The 17664-nt window shown below is 65.4% G+C and carries 20 protein-coding genes; 5 read left to right on the top strand and 15 right to left on the bottom strand.

Annotated features, from left to right (window positions below; translation table 11 throughout):
• The 3 genes from R3P93_RS21455 to R3P93_RS21445 all read left to right on the top strand — a co-directional run bounded on the left by R3P93_RS21455 (nt 1) and on the right by R3P93_RS21445 (nt 2724).
• Entirely contained in the window at nt 1-540 is a 540-nt protein-coding gene (locus R3P93_RS21455) for a DUF1003 domain-containing protein (protein WP_149407932.1), read from the top strand.
• 113 nt (nt 541-653) lie between these two features.
• Nucleotides 654-1526, top strand: coding sequence for a lytic transglycosylase domain-containing protein (locus tag R3P93_RS21450; RefSeq protein WP_188078850.1), 873 nt, complete (start codon nt 654-656; stop codon nt 1524-1526).
• Between the two features lie 61 nt (nt 1527-1587).
• Nucleotides 1588-2724: an Mrp/NBP35 family ATP-binding protein gene (locus tag R3P93_RS21445; protein WP_068053099.1), complete on the top strand. Its 1137-nt coding sequence runs from the start codon at nt 1588-1590 to the stop codon at nt 2722-2724.
• 192 nt (nt 2725-2916) lie between these two features.
• Here R3P93_RS21445 and tatB read toward each other — a convergent pair whose 3' ends face one another.
• From tatB to sigE, 4 genes are all read right to left on the bottom strand, one after another.
• On the bottom strand, nt 2917-3366 hold the full coding sequence (gene tatB, locus R3P93_RS21440; RefSeq protein WP_317534028.1) for a Sec-independent protein translocase protein TatB: 450 nt from the start codon (nt 3364-3366) through the stop codon (nt 2917-2919).
• Nucleotides 3367-3384: 18 nt separating this feature from the next.
• Entirely contained in the window at nt 3385-4917 is a 1533-nt protein-coding gene (locus R3P93_RS21435) for a S1C family serine protease (RefSeq protein WP_394855343.1), read from the bottom strand.
• A gap of 84 nt (nt 4918-5001) precedes the next feature.
• The gene (locus R3P93_RS21430) at nt 5002-5328 is read right to left on the bottom strand and encodes an anti-sigma factor family protein (protein ID WP_243596850.1); all 327 of its coding nucleotides are present in this window, start codon (nt 5326-5328) and stop codon (nt 5002-5004) included.
• Between the two features lie 16 nt (nt 5329-5344).
• Nucleotides 5345-5971, bottom strand: a complete 627-nt coding sequence (gene sigE / locus R3P93_RS21425; RefSeq protein ID WP_243596927.1) for an RNA polymerase sigma factor SigE — start codon at nt 5969-5971, stop codon at nt 5345-5347.
• A gap of 239 nt (nt 5972-6210) precedes the next feature.
• Between sigE and R3P93_RS21420 the strand changes: the two genes are divergently transcribed.
• Nucleotides 6211-6822 (top strand): O-methyltransferase, encoded by a 612-nt coding sequence (locus R3P93_RS21420; protein WP_032365496.1) that lies wholly within the window; start codon nt 6211-6213, stop codon nt 6820-6822.
• Between the two features lie 72 nt (nt 6823-6894).
• On the opposite strand, the gene glgC is transcribed toward R3P93_RS21420, so the two are convergent.
• The gene (gene glgC / locus R3P93_RS21415) at nt 6895-8109 is read right to left on the bottom strand and encodes a glucose-1-phosphate adenylyltransferase (RefSeq protein WP_243596849.1); all 1215 of its coding nucleotides are present in this window, start codon (nt 8107-8109) and stop codon (nt 6895-6897) included.
• A 76-nt stretch (nt 8110-8185) separates the two neighbouring features.
• On the opposite strand from glgC, the gene glgA reads away from it, so the two are divergent.
• Nucleotides 8186-9349 carry a glycogen synthase gene (glgA, locus tag R3P93_RS21410; protein ID WP_243596848.1) on the top strand — a complete coding sequence of 388 codons (1164 nt, stop codon included), beginning with the start codon at nt 8186-8188 and terminating at the stop codon, nt 9347-9349.
• Here the strand turns inward: glgA and R3P93_RS21405 are convergent.
• The 10 genes from R3P93_RS21405 to dapE all read right to left on the bottom strand — a co-directional run bounded on the left by R3P93_RS21405 (nt 9319) and on the right by dapE (nt 17657).
• The gene (locus R3P93_RS21405; protein ID WP_317534027.1) at nt 9319-10197 is read right to left on the bottom strand and encodes a methyltransferase domain-containing protein; all 879 of its coding nucleotides are present in this window, start codon (nt 10195-10197) and stop codon (nt 9319-9321) included. The genes glgA and R3P93_RS21405 overlap by 31 nt on opposite strands.
• A gap of 106 nt (nt 10198-10303) precedes the next feature.
• Nucleotides 10304-10471 (bottom strand): DUF3117 domain-containing protein, encoded by a 168-nt coding sequence (locus tag R3P93_RS21400; protein ID WP_008714277.1) that lies wholly within the window; start codon nt 10469-10471, stop codon nt 10304-10306.
• A 95-nt stretch (nt 10472-10566) separates the two neighbouring features.
• The gene (locus R3P93_RS21395) at nt 10567-11175 is read right to left on the bottom strand and encodes a DNA-3-methyladenine glycosylase I (RefSeq protein ID WP_374639957.1); all 609 of its coding nucleotides are present in this window, start codon (nt 11173-11175) and stop codon (nt 10567-10569) included.
• Nucleotides 11172-11507, bottom strand: a complete 336-nt coding sequence (locus tag R3P93_RS21390) for a DivIVA domain-containing protein (RefSeq protein ID WP_243596846.1) — start codon at nt 11505-11507, stop codon at nt 11172-11174. Before R3P93_RS21390 ends, R3P93_RS21395 begins: the two co-directional genes overlap by 4 nt.
• A 29-nt stretch (nt 11508-11536) precedes the next feature.
• Nucleotides 11537-12466: a glucosyl-3-phosphoglycerate synthase gene (locus R3P93_RS21385; RefSeq protein WP_243596845.1), complete on the bottom strand. Its 930-nt coding sequence runs from the start codon at nt 12464-12466 to the stop codon at nt 11537-11539.
• Nucleotides 12463-13323, bottom strand: coding sequence for a dihydropteroate synthase (gene folP / locus R3P93_RS21380; protein ID WP_243610302.1), 861 nt, complete (start codon nt 13321-13323; stop codon nt 12463-12465). Before folP ends, R3P93_RS21385 begins: the two co-directional genes overlap by 4 nt.
• 21 nt (nt 13324-13344) lie before the next feature.
• On the bottom strand, nt 13345-15120 hold the full coding sequence (locus tag R3P93_RS21375; protein WP_317534026.1) for a long-chain-acyl-CoA synthetase: 1776 nt from the start codon (nt 15118-15120) through the stop codon (nt 13345-13347).
• 92 nt (nt 15121-15212) lie between these two features.
• Nucleotides 15213-15776: an LOG family protein gene (locus tag R3P93_RS21370; protein WP_317534025.1), complete on the bottom strand. Its 564-nt coding sequence runs from the start codon at nt 15774-15776 to the stop codon at nt 15213-15215.
• On the bottom strand, nt 15773-16561 hold the full coding sequence (locus tag R3P93_RS21365; protein WP_243596841.1) for an LOG family protein: 789 nt from the start codon (nt 16559-16561) through the stop codon (nt 15773-15775). The genes R3P93_RS21370 and R3P93_RS21365 overlap by 4 nt, the downstream gene beginning before the upstream one ends.
• Nucleotides 16562-16571: 10 nt before the next feature.
• Nucleotides 16572-17657 carry a succinyl-diaminopimelate desuccinylase gene (gene dapE, locus R3P93_RS21360; RefSeq protein WP_317534024.1) on the bottom strand — a complete coding sequence of 362 codons (1086 nt, stop codon included), beginning with the start codon at nt 17655-17657 and terminating at the stop codon, nt 16572-16574.
• Nucleotides 17658-17664: the final 7 nt, after the last annotated feature.

The following is a 17664-nucleotide window of genomic DNA, read 5'->3' as shown; positions in this document are numbered from 1 at the left end:
ATGGACACTCCGCGCGGATCGCGGATGTTCAACGTCAACGTCGATTTCGACCTCGGCAGGTCGGGCGAGAAGGCCGCGAGGTTCCTCGGTACCGGCCGCTACCTGGCGATCCAGACGGGCATCGTGATCGTCTGGATCTTCCTCAACGTCGTGGCGGTCAACCTTCGGTGGGACCCGTATCCCTTCATCCTGCTCAACCTCGCGTTCTCGACCCAGGCCGCGTACGCGGCTCCGCTGATTCTGCTGGCCCAGAATCGGCAGGACGACCGAGACCGCGTCTCGCTCGAGGAGGACCGTTCTCGCGCACAACAGACGAAAGCCGACACCGAGTTCCTCGCTCGCGAGTTGGCATCGCTGCGGATCGCGGTCGGCGAGGTCGCCACCCGCGACTACCTGCGCCGCGAACTCGACGAGATCAAGGCGCTCCTCGAGCAGGCGACGGGCCAGCCCACAGCGACTCCGAAGAAAGCACGGAAGAAGGCCGCCGCCAGGGTGCAGGACGACTCGGGCACCCCGGAGGTCCCCGACCTCGATACGTAGCGGCCCGCTCTGTAACGGCCCGATAACGGAACAGTCTCGAATCAGGTACCCTCGATCCCGGTCATCGGTCGGGCCCCGGTTGTCATCCGGGGAAATCAGGAGGTACAGCACGCGTGGGTCGTCACAGAAAAGCATCGACTTCCAAGGTCCGACGGAATTCGGTGATTGCTCTGGCAGGTCTCGTCCCCGCAGGACTCGTCACCGCCGCCACCAGCGCCGGAGCCACGGAATACATTCCGTTCGTCTCGGCCAAGACCACCCCGGCCGCCCAGGAATCGAACTCCGTGGTGGAGACTCCGCAGCCGATCGCCCAGGACCAGCAGGCGCAGCCGGTGGCTCAGGCCGAGCAGCCGGTGCCCGCCGCGGTCCCCGCACCCGCGCCGGTTCCCGAGATCCCGCCCACACCCGAGCTACCCACCAACCTCGCCGTCAGCCCCATCGCCATCCCGGTCGTCAACGTCTCGGCGTACAAGAACGCCGAGCGGATCCTGGCCCAGCAGCAACCCGGTTGCGGTATCAGCTGGACCGTCATCGCCGGCATCGGCCGCGTCGAATCCACCCACGCCAACAACGGCAAGGTCGACGACTCGGGCGAGCTGCACGAACCCATCCTCGGCCCCCGGCTGAACGGAACCCTCGCCGGCAACCAGGTGATTCGTGACACCGACGGCGGGGCGCTCGACGGCGATGCCGAATACGACCGCGCAGTGGGACCCATGCAGTTCCTGCCCTCGACGTGGAACCTCTATCACGCCGACGGCAACGGCGACGGTGTCTCCGACCCGCAGAACCTGTTCGACGCAGCCCTGGCCACCGGTATGTACCTGTGCGACAACGGCACCGACATGCGCGATCTGGGATCGACCACCAAAGCGATCCTGCGCTACAACAATTCGATGGCCTACGTAGCGAACGTGCTCGCGTGGTCGGCGGGTTACGCCACCGGCATCGTCCCGTCCTCGGACCAGCTGCCCCGCATTCACTGACATCGCGCCCGCGCCTGCCCTGCTGTCCATCGGCGCACAACCCACCGCCTAGCATGAGGCAATGGCTGTACTGACCGAATCCGACGTTCGGACCGCGCTCACGAAGGTGATCGACCCCGAGATCCGCAAACCCATCACCGACCTCGGGATGGTCAAGAGCATCGACATCTCCGACGACGGCGCGGTCGGCGTCGGCATCTATCTGACCACCTCCGGCTGCCCGATGAAGACCGAAATCAGCGATCGCGTGAAGAACGCCGTCGCCGACGTCGCCGGCGTGGGCACCGTGACGGTCGAACTCGACGTCATGAACGACGAGCAGCGCACCGAACTACGCAAGTCTCTGCGCGGCGATTCCGCGGAGCCGATCATTCCCTTCGCGCAACCCGGATCCCTGACCCGCGTGTACGCGGTGGCGTCGGGCAAGGGCGGTGTGGGCAAGTCCAGCGTGACGGTCAATCTCGCCGCGTCACTGACCGCCCGTGGGCTGTCGGTCGGTGTGCTCGACGCCGACATCTACGGACACTCCGTGCCCCGGATGCTCGGAAACGACGCGCGGCCGACGCAGGTCGAGAAGATGATCATGCCGCCGCAGGCGCACGGAGTGAAGTTCATCTCGATCGCGCAGTTCACCCAGGGCAACACCCCCGTCGTCTGGCGCGGCCCGATGCTGCACCGCGCACTGCAGCAGTTCCTCGCCGATGTCTTCTGGGGCGATCTGGACGTACTGCTGCTCGATCTCCCGCCCGGCACCGGTGACGTGGCGATTTCTGTCGCCCAACTCATTCCGAGTGCCGAGATCCTCGTCGTCACCACCCCGCAGCAGGCCGCGGCCGAGGTGGCCGAACGCGCGGGCGCAATTGCATTGCAGACGCGTCAGCGCGTGGCAGGCGTCGTGGAGAACATGTCGTGGCTCGAACTGCCCGACGGTACCCGGATGGACATCTTCGGATCCGGTGGCGGACAGGACGTATCCGACAGATTGACCAAAGCCGTCGGTGCGAGCGTTCCGCTGCTGGGCCAGATTCCCCTCGACACCGCAGTCCGAGAGGGTGGAGACGCCGGAACGCCGATCGTGCTGAGCAACCCGGAATCGCCGGCTGCCCAGGCACTCGAAGCCGTGGCAGCGAAATTGGCAGTCCGCGAACGCGGACTGGTCGGCATGTCACTCGGAATCGACTCGGCCCGCAAGCTCTAGCGGACCGAACCTGCTTCCCACTGCCGCGTCTGGTTCCCCCGCCGCGTCAATGGACCCTTGCACGGCCGGGACGCCTGTAATGGAACATTCACGCAGCAGCAGGTTCTGCGTGAATGAACCATTGCCGCGCTCAGACGTGTGCAGTGGTCCATTGACGCAGACGGGTGAGACCGAACGACGAAGGATTCAGGCTTACGTGGCGTCGGCGTCGATCGGCGGGGTATCGCCTGCAGACAGTTTCGGCTCGTTCTTGCTCATCGACACCCCACTGCGAGCGGCTCCGGTCTGTGGCGTCGGTCCGCCGACGTTCTTCGGCTTGGTCTCGAAGGGCTTGCCCTTGAAGGTGTCGTCGAGTGGGTTCTTGAAGACCGAGTCGTCACCGTCGAGCAGGTGTTTGGTGATCACCGCGCGCGGGGTCATGCCCCGGAGCTGGTTGAGATCGGCAAGCGGCTTGCGAAGGTCCTCGAAGTCGGTGCCGAGCTCGTCCTTGAGCTGTTGGCTCGCGCCGTTGGCGTAGTCCTTGACCTGCCGGATCGACTTGGACACCCAGCTGATGGCGCCGGGGAGGCGATCGGGGCCGAGGATGACGAGAGCTGCTACGAGGAGAATGACGAGCTCTCCCCAACCGATGTTGCCGAACACGCCTGCCAGCCTACGTCGTCAGTCCGAAACCGGCGTGACGGAGAGGTCCACCAGCCGTCCCGACCGGACGAGTTGCACCGGAACCGACTCCCCGATCGTCGTGGCCTGCACGGCGACGACCAGTTCGTCGGCGTTACCCACGGTGCGGTCGCCGACCTTCGTGATGACATCTCCCTCGACGATGCCCGCTTCCTGAGCAGGCCCGCCCGAGCGCACGTTGGCCACTTCCGCCCCGGCGGAGGTGTCGTTGATGACCGATCGGGCGTTGACGCCGAAGTCGGGATGACGCATGACGCCGTCCCGGATGAGACTCTGCGTCACCTCGGTGACCTCGTCGACGGGAATCGCGAAGCCGAGGCCGACCGATCCGCCGCTCTCGCTGCGGATCGCCGAGTTGATGCCGATCACACGGCCCTCGAAGTCGATGAGCGGGCCACCGGAGTTGCCGGGGTTGATGGCAGCGTCGGTCTGCACGGCGTCGATGACGGCGTCGGTGTCGGTGCCTTCACCCGACAGGGCGACGGGTCGGTCGAGCGCGCTGACGATGCCGGAGGTGACGGTCTTGTTCAATCCCAGCGGTGAGCCGACGGCGATCACGTCCTGCCCGACGCGAACGTCCTCGGAACGACCGAGTTCGGCGACGGTCAGGTTGCCGACATCGGTCTTGAGGACCGCGAGGTCGGTCTTGGTGTCGCGGCCGACGATGTCGGCCGCCACCTTGGTGCCGTCGGAGAACGTCACTTCCAACGTCGAGTTCTCCGGGTCGGATGCGGCCAGCGAGATCACGTGATTGTTCGTCACGATGTAGCCGGCACCGTCGATGACGACGCCCGAGCCGGTGCCGCCGGTCTCGCCGAGCGTCACCTGGATCGACACGACGGACGGCAGGACGGCGTCGGCGACGTTGCTGATCTGCCCGCGCGGGATGTCGTCGCCGCTGGACTGGGTCAGTGTCACTTTCTGGCTGGTCAACGCGCCGGTCACCTCGGCGGTGAGGCGACCGAAGAGACCGCCGACCAACCCGATGACGAGAGCGAGAACACCGAGCACGACGAGGGCTCGGACGGACACCGATCGGCCGAACAGCACATCTCGCACACCGAGCTTGGTGCCCGGCGGGAGAACGGGCGGGGGCGGCGTGTCGAGCGCAGCGCTGCCGAGGGACACCCGAGCGGTGGGGTCGCGCCACGGATCGGCCGGAGCCGACGGGGCGGTGTCGCTGTCGGTCTCGGCGTTCGGATCACGTTGCAGCGATTCCTCGGTGTCGTCCGGACGTCCGAATGCCTCGGCGAGAATGGGATCGGGAGGCCGCACCGAGACGCGTGACGGTAATTCCTCACCGGGCCTGCGCTCGGAGAACGAACCGTCGACGTTGTCGGGACGTCCGAACACCGATGCCGACACCGGATCGACGGACGGTCGATACACCGGACGAGGTGGCAACCGTGGACCTTCCGGGCCGATACCGTCGGGCTCGGTCGCCGACGGGTCGGTGCCGGTCGTCTCGGTGCTGGTCGAATTCGATGTCACGCGTCCGGTTACCCCTCGCATACGTCGGTGTGAGAGTTCAGTATCACTCGAGCGGTCGGCTCGGCTCGATGCAGGTGAGAAGTCGTCGCGTGGATCGCGATGCAGTCAGCGTCGGCGACGACGGACGTCGGCGACAGCCGACATGAACGATCGCTTCGTGTGGGCCGGCCGGTCCTCGCCTGCGCAGGACGGAATCTGACTGAGCAACCCGAGCAGCGAGTGTGGCATGGACAGCTCACCCGCCCCGCGCAACGCTTTGCGGGCCTGCTGCTGGGCTTCGACCTCGGCGGCGCATTCCGGGCACTCGGACAGGTGTTGAGCAGCACGGAGGTAGGCGGGCATCCGCAGTTCACCGTCCACGTACGCCGCGACGGCTTCACTGGCCAGATGTTCGGTGGAGCTGAATTGCCTTCGCTTACGCGCCTGCGTCATCCAACCCTCCTCGTAGCTAGTGGACACTTGCGTGACCTGAGTCGACCTTCCCGTGCACTCGAAGGTACTCGCGTAGCGCCTGGCGTCCACGGTGAATGCGGCTGCGAACCGTTCCGAGCTTGACGCCCAGTGTCGCACCGATCTCCTCGTAGGACAGTCCTTCGATGTCGCACAACACGATTGCGGCACGGAACTCCGGTGCCAGCGAGTCGAGTGCGGACTGCAGATCGGGGTCGAGGCGCGCGTCGTGGTAGATCTGCTCGGGGTTGGGCCGGTCGGAGGGGACGCGGTCGTAGTCCTCGGGGAGGGCTTCCATCCGGATGCGGCTGCGGCGACGAACCATGTCCAGGAACAAGTTGGTGGTGATGCGGTGCAGCCAGCCCTCGAAGGTGCCGGGCTGGTAGTTGGAGAGGGAGCGGAACACCCGGATGAAGGTGTCCTGCGTCAGGTCCTCGGCATCCTGGGCGTTGCCGGACAGCCGGTAGGCCAGTCGGTAGACTCGGTCGCCGTGTTCGCGAACCAATTCGTCCCAGGACGGCATGGTGGAGTCCTCGCCGGTCGCATCGAACACTGCGGTGCCGCTGAGATCGTCGGGCGTGGGTACGGACTCGGGTAGACGCGCGGTGTCGCGATCGCCGTTGATCTTGTAAATAGTTGGATCCTCCTGCTCAGGACTGCGTACGTCCTTCTGATTCAACCGACGACTACCCTCGGATGTTCCAGCTCACACTTCGCAATCGAGACGGACCTTCGATTCCTCCACAGCCTGACGGACCCGCGTGTGGGTCCGGTATGAATCACCTGAGGCGCACCTGAGAATGTGTGCGTGAGATTGTGCCCGGGGCACGATAGCCTCGGGTCGTGCCGACCAACGCCGAGAAGATGCTCGCCTACGCCGAAGACTCCGCTCAGGAGGACGAGGTTCTGATCGCAGCCAGAGAGCGAGCCGTCGACCTCGGTGCCGCCCCGGTACCACCGTCGGTCGGCGCAATTCTGTCCATCTTCACCCAGATGCTCGGCGCGAAGACGGTCGTCGAAATCGGCACCGGCGCAGGGATCAGCGGTCTGTGGTTGCTCGACGGGATGCGCGCGGACGGCGTTCTCACCACCATCGACACCGAGCCGGAGCATCAGCGCGCGGCCCGAGAGGCGTTCCGCGCGGGGGGGATTGCGCCTTCGCGTACCCGGCTGATCAACGGCTGGGCCCTCGACGTGCTCCCCCGACTGGCCGATGACACCTACGACTTGGTGTTCATCGATGCCAGCCCTGCCGACCATCCGCACTTCGTCGCCGAGAGTGTTCGACTCCTGCGCCCCGGCGGAGTTCTGGTGCTGCACAACGCGTTACTGGGTGGACGCGTGGCCGACCCGACTCAGCGCGACGCGACCGCAGTGGCCGTTCGATCCGCAGCCAGGGCCATCGCCGAGGACGAGCGCCTGACGACGGTACTACTGCCGCTGGGTGACGGGTTGATCTGCGCGTCGAGGGCGTGAGCGGCTGCGCCGCATGTGAGCGGTAATTCGTAGCCTGCTACGAATTACCGCTCACATGCCGGAGGCTCTGCTCTAGATCCAGACGCCCTTGCCGACGGAGACGACTCCCCCGGCGCTGACGTTGAAGCGCTCGCGATCGCGTTCATGGTCGACGCCGACGATCTCGCCGTCACCGACGACGACGTTCTTGTCCAGAATCGCATGCCGAACGACGGCACCCTTGCCGATCCGGACGCCGGGCATCAGGACGCTGCCCTCGACGGTCGCGCCACTGTCGATCATGACGTTGGAGCTGAGCACCGAGTTGCGAACGGTGGCAGCCGACAGGATGCAGCCGGCACCGACCACCGATTCCTGAGCCAAGCCGCCCTGGACGAACTTGGCGGGCGGCAGGTTCTCGGCCGATCCACGAATGGGCCAGCGGCGGTTGTAGAGGTTGAAGATGGGGTGCACCGACACCAGATCCATGTGGGCGTCGTAGAAGGCGTCGATGGTGCCGACGTCTCGCCAGTAGCCGCGGTCGCGTTCGGTGGCACCGGGAACGACGTTGTCGTTGAAGTCGTACACCGAGGCGACGCCGGCCTCGACGAGCGCCGGAATGATGTCGCCGCCCATGTCGTGGTCGGAGTCGACGTTCTCGGAATCGGCCTTGATGGCGTCGACGAGCACCTTGGTGGTGAACACGTAGTTGCCCATCGAGGCGTACGTGACGTCGGGGTCGTCGGGGGTGCCGGGCGGTTGAGCCGGCTTCTCGAGAAATTGGGTGATCTTGCCGTCGGAGTCGGAGTCGATGCAGCCGAACGCAAATGCCTCGCTGCGCGGAACGCGGATCCCGGCAACGGTGACGCCCGCACCGGAGTCGATGTGCTGCTGCACCATCTGCTCCGGATCCATCCGGTACACGTGGTCGGCTCCGAAAACCACGATGTACTCGGGGTCCTCGTCGTACACCAGGTTCAGTGACTGGAAGATGGCGTCGGCGCTGCCGGTGTACCACCGGGGCCCGAGACGTTGCTGTGCCGGAACCGGAGTGATGTACTCCCCGGCGAATCCGGACAGTCGCCACGTCTGCGAGATGTGGCGATCCAGTGAATGGGACTTGTACTGGGTGAGCACGCAGAGCCGGAGGTAACCGGCGTTGACGAGATTGCTCAGCACGAAGTCGATGAGTCGGTAGGCGCCCCCGAAGGGAACGGCTGGCTTGGCTCGGTCCGCGGTCATCGGGTAAAGGCGCTTACCCTCTCCGCCGGCAAGCACAATCCCTAGTACGTGCGGTTGTGTCCTCACCCACTCAACCTATCCGCACCGAGAGAACCTTGCTACCAGTACACGCACAACTGCCGGGGAATGTAGGTTCGTTCACGTGCGAGTAGCGATGATGACCAAGGAATACCCGCCGGAGATCTACGGTGGCGCAGGAGTTCATGTCACGGAGTTGACCGCGCAGCTGAAGTCGCTGTGCGACGTCGACATCCACTGCATGGGAGCCCCGCGCGACACCGCACAGGTGCACGACCCCGATCCTGCACTCGCCGGTGCCAACGCCGCCTTGACAACGCTGTCGGCCGAGCTGCGGATGGCCAACGCGGCAGCGGGTGCGGACGTGGTGCATTCGCACACCTGGTACACCGGCCTCGCCGGCCACCTCGCGGCAGAACTGTACGGAGTTCCGCACATCCTCACCGCGCACTCGCTCGAACCGCGACGGCCATGGAAGGCCGAGCAACTCGGCGGCGGCTACCGCATCTCGTCGTGGTCGGAAAAGAATGCAGTGGAGTACGCCGACGCCGTCATCGCCGTCAGCGAGGGCATGGCCAAAGACGTGCTCGACGCCTATCCGCGCCTCGACCCGAGTCGAGTCCACGTGGTGCGCAACGGGATCGACACCGAGCGGTGGTTCGCAGATCACGGCACTGCGACTCTGGACGAGATCGGGGTGGATCCGAACAAGCCGATCGTCGCGTTCGTCGGCCGCATCACCCGGCAGAAGGGTGTGGGTCACCTGATTGCTGCCGCCCACCACTTCGATCCGTCGATCCAGCTCGTACTGTGCGCGGGCGCACCCGACACTCCGGAGATCGCCGCGGAAACCGAGCGAGCGGTGGCGTTGCTGGCCCAGCAGCGCAGCGGCGTGTTCTGGGTCAAGGACATGCTGCCCACCGACAAGATTCGCGAGATTCTCTCTGCCGCAGCTGTGTTCGTCTGCCCATCGGTGTACGAGCCACTCGGCATCGTCAATCTCGAGGCGATGGCCTGCGAAACCGCGGTCGTGGCGTCGGATGTCGGCGGCATCCCCGAGGTCGTCGACGAGGGCCGCACCGGTCGCCTGGTGCATTACAACTCCTACGAACCCGATGCCTTCGAGCGGAACCTGGCGGACACCGTCAACGAGGTAGCCCTCGACCCCGCACTCGCGGAAGCGATGGGCAAGGCCGGCCGCGAGCGAGCGGTCGCCGAATTCTCCTGGGCATCGATCGCGAAGCAGACTCTCGCCGTCTACAACGACGCGCTGGCGCGGCGCGGCTGATTCGTCGCTCGATAGATCGACACCGTCACCGACGCGGTGACCTCGGTGGTGTCGGGAAACTGCGCCAGCGCAGCTGCCCGAGCAACGGGGTCGCCGTGCCGCGCCGACGGCCCCATGCCGATCAGCGCGTCGATGTCGTTGCGCGAGAGCATCATCGAGTACTCGAGCGGGGATTCGGCCACCGGCTCGAACAGACCGGACAGCGATTCGCCGAGGCGACGTGTCTTGTCTTCCTCGACGCCGATGAGACCCAGCGGTCCACGCAACTCACGCTGGTGTCGCGACGTGGGTGTGACGACCACCAACACGCCGTCGTCGACGAGGACTCGATTCAGTTCACCGGCGTTGCGCGGCGCGAACACGCACGTCACCGCGGACAGTGCGCCCGACCGCACAGGTAGGCCACTCCAGATGTCCGCGACCACGGACCCCAGCCGCGGATGGGACCGTGCGGCACGCCTGGCCGCGAACTTCGACACGTCGACGCCTATCCCCCGCGCATCGGCGTGGGCGTCGAGCACAGCCGCGAGGTAGTGACCGGTGCCGACCCCGACGTCGAGCACGACGTCACTGCCCTCCGGGACACCCGCCGAGACCGCTGCCGCGATCGGATCGAAATGCCCCTCCCCCAGGAACACCTCACGCGCCGCGATCATCTCGGCCGAGTCGCCGCTGAACTTGCCACCGTCGCCGGTGAGCAAACTGACGTAGCCCTGCCGGGCGACATCGAACGAATGCCCTCGATCGCACCACAGCGTTCGATCGGTGTCGCCCACACCGAGCCCCGAGTCGAGCTCGCGTGCTCGACACTGCGGGCACACCAACGCGTCGACGACGTCGGTCAGCACCGAACACCCCTCTCACATCGAAAGCACCCACACTCGTCGAGACAACACAAAGCCCCGCTTGCCGTGGCGGCGAGCGGGGCTGAGCGATGATCGATCGACAGAGCTATCAGCCGGTGACACCCTTCAATTCGTCACCGAGTGCCGCGGCCTCGTCAGGGGTCAATTCGACGACCAAACGGCCGCCCCCCTCGAGCGGGACACGCATGACGATTCCTCGTCCCTCTTTGGTTGCTTCGAGGGGACCGTCCCCGGTCCGGGGCTTCATCGCCGCCATCCTCTGCTCCCTCCAGATCTGCGCCCACCAGCTCGGCGCCTAGGCCTAAAAGATAAATTCGTCGCGGGGCGACGGGTGTTGACACCTATTCTTCCCTATCGCCGTCGATACCGGGAAACGGAGTCGGTATTCGCGACCTGCACCCAGCACCCCGACAGGTGATCGTCGACCATTCCGGTGGCCTGCATCAAGGCGTAGGCGGTTGTCGGACCTACGAACCGCAGGCCCCGCCGCTTCAGTTCCTTGGCCAGAGCCGTCGATTCCGGGGTCGAGCCGGGCACATCGGAGAACTCCGTCAGGCGAGCCGACCTGGGTTGGGGCGCGAAAGACCACAGCAAGGAGTCGAGGTCCGTGTCCTCGAGATCGACGATGGCGCGCGCGTTGCTCACCGCTGCGTCGATCTTGAGCCGATTGCGCACGATGGACGCGTCGTTCATCAGTCGTTCGACATCGGCCTCGCCGAACCGGGCCACCAGCTCCGGATCGAAACCGGCGAAGGCGGTGCGGAAACTGTCACGCTTGCGCAGGATCGTGATCCACGACAGGCCCGACTGGAACGCTTCGAGACAGAGCCGCTCGTAAAGCTCGTTGCGGCCGTGCAGCGGCTGCCCCCATTCGACGTCGTGATAGTTGCGATACACGTCGTCGTCGGTGGCACCCCAGGGGCAGCGCAGACGACCGTCCGGTCCGGCGACCGCGCTCACCGCTCGTCCGGTCCTGCCTCGACCGGGGACGGGGTGATGGTGTCCTGCGACTGCTGTGCCGCGGACAGTCGCGACCGCAGCATGTCTATTTCGCCGCCGAGTCGCTCGAGCGCCCAATCGACCTCGCTGGGCTTGTATCCCCGCAGGGTCTGCTGGAACTTCAGCGAGTTCACGTCGGCTCCGGTGACGCCCTCGGCGGGGAGCACGGTCGCGGTGGTTCCCTCGGGCAACGGGCCCAGTTCCTCACCGCGACCGAACACCACCGATGCCACGAAGAACAGTGCAGCGGCGACGACGGCGATGACGACGACGTAGATCAGCAGCGTCAACATGCCACGATCTTGTCAGACCGTCCGACACGCTAGGTCAGCGAGTTCATCGCCGGTCGGTCCTGCAGCGACACCTCGGTCGAGAACGGCTCGAACGAGTCACCGTCGACGCGGAACTGCATCAGACCGGCCCCGGAGTCGACCATCCCGCACCGATTGAGCATGGTCCCGACGATCTGTCTGCTCATTGCCCCGAGTTCGACCAGCGGGCGATTGCGGTGCTTGCGTACACCCAGATTGACCTGGCCTATCGCCCGCAGCCCGAGCCTGTCGTAGGTATCGAGCAGCAGCCCAATCTCCACTCCGTAGCCGGGTGCGAACGGCACCGCGGACAGAAGCTCGCGGGTACCGGCGTACTCGCCGCCGAGGGGCTGAATGACACCGGTCAACTCCGGTCGCAGCGCAGCGAGCAGCGGCCTGGCCACGAGCTCGGTGACACGTCCACCGCCGTTGGCGTCCTCGGTTCCACTGGTCCGCAGCGGACGGCGATAGTAGCCCTTGACCAGATGGATACCGTCGCCCATCAGCAGTGGGCCCAGCAACTTGGGCACGAAGGCCGGATCGGGGTTGATCAGGTCGGAATCGACGAACGCGATGAGGTCACCGGTCGACGCGGCGACGGATCGCCACAGCACTTCGCCCTTGCCCGGTACCGGGTCGACGCCGGGTACAGCTTCTTCACGGCTGATGACCCGCGCGCCGGCCGCCGTCGCCCGCACAGCTGTCTCGTCCGTGGAACCGGAGTCGAGCACGATCAGCTCGTCGACGAGGCCACCGAGCAGCGGGTGGATCGTATCGATTACGGCAGCAACAGTCTGTTCCTCGTTGAGTGCCGGTAGTACCACCGAGACCGTGCGGCCCGCCTTCGCGGCTTCGAGCTCGGCGATGGTCCATTGCGGGGTGTCCCAGCTGTTGGTCTCGGACCACGCCCGGGTCACGTCCGTTCGATCCGCGAGTGTCATGCCAGACCCCTGACCGTCCGCGCCGGGGTTCTCAGCCCCTGGATCGCTGCCACCATGTCGACGACTCTTCTGGTCGACGCCACCTCGTGCACCCGGAACATTCGGGCTCCGCCTGCTGCGGCCAATGCTGTCGCTGCCAATGTTCCCTCCAACCGGTCGGCGAGTTCTACCCCTAGAGTCTCGCCTACGAAGTCCTTGTTGCTCAGCGCCATGAGCACAGGCCACCCGGTGTTTACAAGATCGTCCACGCGACGCAACAACTCGAGCCCGTGATAGGTGTTTTTCCCGAAATCGTGTGTCGGATCGATGAGAATCGAATCCTTTTTCACCCCCTCCGCGACTGCGTTCTCGGCGGCGGCGGTGACTTCGGCGATGACGTCGGCCACCACATCGGCGTACCGAACCCGAAACGGGCGCGTGCGAGGTACCGCTCCGCCGGTGTGCGAGCAGACGATGCCGACGCCCTCGGCGGCAGCGACGCGCACCAGTTCGGGGTCGGCCCCGGCCCACGTGTCGTTGATCAGATCCGCCCCGACGCCGCAGGCCAGGCGAGCGACCTCGCTGCGCCAGGTGTCCACACTGATCAGCAGCTCCGGGTAGGCGTCCCGAATCGCCTCGACGAACGGAACGACACGGCGAATCTCTTCCTCGGCATCGACGACGTCGCCGGGACCGGCCTTCACTCCGCCGATGTCGACCATGTCGGCACCCTCTGCGACAGCCCGGTGAACCGAAGCCATCGCCGCGTCGTCGGTGAAGTTCGCACCCCCGTCGTAGAACGAATCGGGGGTGCGATTGACGATCGCCATGACCAATGCGCGATCGTCGGCGACCGGTTTGCCGCAGAGGGTGCTCATGAAATCAATAGTGGCACGGGCCTAGCCCTTGGGTGCCTTACCTGCGGCGACCTCGTCGACGTAGCCGTCGTACGCCTTCTCGTAGCCACCGGACTTGCCGCGTAGCACGTACAGGTCGCTGTCATTGTCTTCCTCGTAGCCGAGTTTGCGCAGGGCCACCTTCTGGCTCTTGAACGTCGACGTCTGCTCGAGGGTGTCGACGATCCTGACGAAGAGCGGCACCGCGTACGTCGGCAGCTTGTCGTACAGGTGCTCGGCCACGGACTTGCCGTCGAAGGTCTCGCCCTCGCGCAGAGTCACCGCAGCCATGCCGGCCTTGCCGTCGGTTCCGTCGATGTCGACGCCGTACACGACAGCACCGTCGACCGAAGAGTGCCCACCGAGGGCACCCTCGACCTGTGTGGTGGCCACGTTCTCACCCTTCCAGCGGAAGGTGTCACCGAGGCGGTCGACGAACGCGACGTGCATCCAGCCCTGCTTGCGGACCAGGTCGCCGGTGTCGAACCACGCGTCGCCGTCCTTGAATCCGTCGCGCACCATCTTCTTCTCGGTGGCATTGTCGTCGGAGTAGCCGTCGAACGGTGCCCGGTCGGTGATCTTGGACAGCAGCAGTCCCACCTCGCCGTTGCCGACCTTGCGCAGCTTGCCGTCGTGACCGCGCTTGGCCTTGCCGGACTCCTCGTCGTACTGGACGACGGCGTAGGGCAGTGGACAGATACCAGCGGTCTTCTTCATGTTGAGGGCGTTGATGAACGCGATGTTGCACTCGCTGGCACCGTAGAACTCGGCGACGCGGGAAATGCCGAACCGCTCGGTGAACTCCTCCCAGATCTCCGGGCGCAGTCCGTTGCCGACGATCAGCTTGACCGAATTGTCACGGTCGGAGGCCTTTTCCGGCTGCGTCAGCAGGTAACGGCACAGTTCACCGATGTACGTGAACGCAGTGGCCTTGTTGACGCGGACGTCGTCCCAGAAATTGCTGACCGAGAACTGCTTGCCGATGGCCATCGTCGCGCCGCCTGCGAGCACCGACGACAGCGTTACGGTCAGTGCGTTGTTGTGGTACAGCGGCAGGCAGCAGTAGATGACGTCGTTACTGCGCAGCCGGACGCCCATGTTGCCGAGCCCGGACATCGACTTGAGCCAGCGGAAATGGCTCATCAGGCTGGCCTTCGGCATGCCGGTGGTGCCCGAGGTGAAGATGTAGAACGCCTTCTCCTTGGCCTGGATCTCCGCGGTCACCTTCGGGTTGGCCGTGGACGCCGTCGCCGCGAGTTCGGCCAGCTTCTTCAGTGGCAGAACCGCTCCCACCTTCGGCTCGGCGTCCAGCGAATCGAGGGCTTCCTGCGTGTTCTCGTCCAGTACGAGAACCTTGGCGTCGAGAATCCCGAGGCTGTGCTCGAGCACGTCGCCGCGCTGGTTGTAGTTCAGCATGCCCGCGGTGGCACCGAGCTTGACGGCGGCGAGCGCGGCGAACAGCGCCTCCGGACGGTTCTTGCTGAGGATGCCGACGACGTCGCCGCGCTCCACTCCGTGGTCGGCGAACACTGCCGCGTACTGGTTGACGAGCTCGTTCGCGTCCCGGTAGGTGATCGACTCGCCCTCGAACCGCACGAACGGACGGTCGCTGCTCTTCGCGGCGGCGTCCTGGAAGATCTGACCGATCGACGCTTTGTGGTCGGGCTTGCGGGTGAATCCCGCCAGGCCCTTGAGCAGACTAGGCACCTCCGTCACCATTTTCGGCAACGCGACCGCGAGGTCGGTCACTCCGATTTTCTGACGGGCATCGACAGCCATGAACTCCCCTTTGAAGACGATGTGAGATTCCTTACCCTACTTGAGAGTAACAACTTTGAGCACCTCACTCCGTGGCCGAGCTTGGTGACCTGTCACAACGTTGCGCAGGCGTCCAGAGCTGCTGCGACAGTCGTGGTCCTGACCAGGGCGTCCAGTGCGCGCTGCTGCACGAATCCCGTCTCACGCAATCCGTCTATCCACTGCATCATGCCGTCGAAATGTCCGAATGGGTCGAGCATCACCATCGGCTTGCTGTGCATGCCCAGGTAGCCCGCCGTCCATGTCTCGAACAGTTCCTCCAACGTCCCGATCCCACCCGGCAAGGTGATGAACGCGTCGGCGCGGTCCTCCATGATCTTCTTCCGCTCACGCATGGTGTCGGTGACGATCAGCTCGTCGGCGTCGACATCGGCGACCTCGCGGTGCACGAGCGCTTTCGGAATCACGCCGACCGTGTTGCCGCCCGCTGCTCGCGTCGCCGTCGCGACCGCGCCCATCATCGAGACGTTGCCGCCGCCCGAGACCAGCTGCCAGCCTCGTCGACCGATCTCGGTGCCGACCTCGCCGGCCAGGTCGATGAACGAGGCGTCGACGGGACCCGACGCGCAGTAGACGCAGACACTGAGCAAGCCTTCGGTCGTGCCGCGATCGCTCACTGCTGGGCCTCGCGGACGATCCGGACAGCCTCGTCGACGCTGTCGGTGCAGTGGATCAGTTCGAGGTCCTTCTCGGACACCTTGCCTTCTTTCACGAGAGTCGTCTTTATCCAGTCGAGCAGTCCTGACCAGAAGTCCTTGCCCAACAACACGATCGGGAACCTGGTGACCTTCGCTGTCTGCACCAGGGTCAGCGCCTCGAAGAGTTCGTCGAGGGTACCGAAGCCGCCGGGAAGGCACACGAATGCCTGCGAGTACTTCACGAACATGGTCTTGCGGACGAAGAAATATCTGAAATTGACGCCCAGATCGACCCACTCGTTGAGGCCCTGCTCGAACGGTAGCTCGATCCCGAGGCCGATCGAGTACCCGTCGGCCTCGCTCGCGCCTCGGTTGGCCCCTTCCATCACGCCGGGTCCGCCGCCGGTGATGACGGCGAAGCCCTCCTTCGCGAGCGCGGCTCCGAGCTGCCGGGCTCGGGCGTACTCGGGATGGTCGACGGGGGTGCGCGCCGAACCGAACACCGTCACGGCCTTCGGGACCTCGGCGAGCGCACCGAATCCCTCGACGAATTCGCTCTGTATACGCAGTACGCGCCAGGTGTCGGAGTGAATCCAGTTCCCTGGTCCTCGCTCGTCGAGCAGTCGTTGATCCGAGGTGGACGTCTCGGTGTTCCGGCCACGACGCAGTACGACGGATCCCTTGTGCTTGGCCGACTTCTCGGTGCTGTGGCCGTCGGAACTGCCGAATTCATCGAAACTATCTGGCCCCTGGTCGCTGTTCATGGCGTTCAGGCTATCCGGCAGAGAGATAGCTCCGGAGAACCTGTGTGACGTGAGTGATCTGCTCGACGGGTACGCGTTCGTCGCGCTTGTGGGCGAGATTGGGGTCGCCGGGTCCGTAGTTGACCGCCGGGATCCCGAGCGCCGAGAACCGGGAGACATCCGTCCAGCCGTACTTGGCCCGGAACTGTCCGCCCGCGGCCTCGATGAGAGCGGCTGCTGCAGGTCGGTTCAAACCCGGAAGCGCTCCGGGCGACGAGTCGGTGACCTCGAAGCCGAGATCCAGTCCCTCGACCACCTCACGAACGTGTTCGACGGCGTCGTCGACGTTGCGGTCAGGCGCGAAGCGAAAATTGACATCGAGTTCGGCCGCATCGGGGACGACGTTGCCCGCGACCCCACCGGAGATCCGGACTGCTTGCAGCCCTTCCCGATACACGCAGCCGTCGATATCGACGGTGCGTGCGCGATACGCCGCGAGTCGGTTCAGGACCGCACCGAACTTGTGAATTGCATTGTCTCCCAGCCAGGAACGAGCACTGTGCGCCCGTGTTCCCGACGCCGTCAGTCGAACCCGCAGCGTCCCTTGGCACCCGGCCTCGATGAACCCGCCGGACGGTTCGCCGAGGATCGCGACGTCGGCAGCGAGCCAGTCGGGAAGTTCGCGTTCGATGCGGCCCAGTCCGTTGCGAGCGGCGGCGATCTCCTCGCAGTCGTAGAACACCAGAGTCAGATCGTGCGCAGGATTGTCGATCGTCGCGGCGAGGTGCAGGAACACCGCGTCGCCCGACTTCATGTCGACGGTTCCGCACCCGTGCAGGATGTCGCCCTCGGCGCTGTCGTGCTCACGCCTCGACGGCACGTTGTCCGCGATGGGAACCGTGTCGAGATGCCCGGCGAGCATCACCCGCGACCCGAGTCCTCGATTGGTTCGGGCCAGAACTGCGTTGCCGCTGCGGATGATCTCGAAGCCCGTGGTCTGCTCGCGGAGCGCCTGCTCCACCTCGTCGGCGATGCGCGATTCGTCCTCACTGACACTGGGGATGTCCACCAGTGCCGCGGTGAGGTCTATCGGGTCGGCATGCAGTTCGAGCGTCACGGGAGAA

Origin of the sequence: Rhodococcus cerastii, from assembly GCF_033042195.1 — a bacterium.
Classification (GTDB): Bacteria; Actinomycetota; Actinomycetes; order Mycobacteriales; family Mycobacteriaceae; genus Rhodococcoides.
The sequence above is the reverse complement of the archived record's forward strand: the minus strand, read 5'-3'. Positions and strand labels throughout refer to the sequence as shown.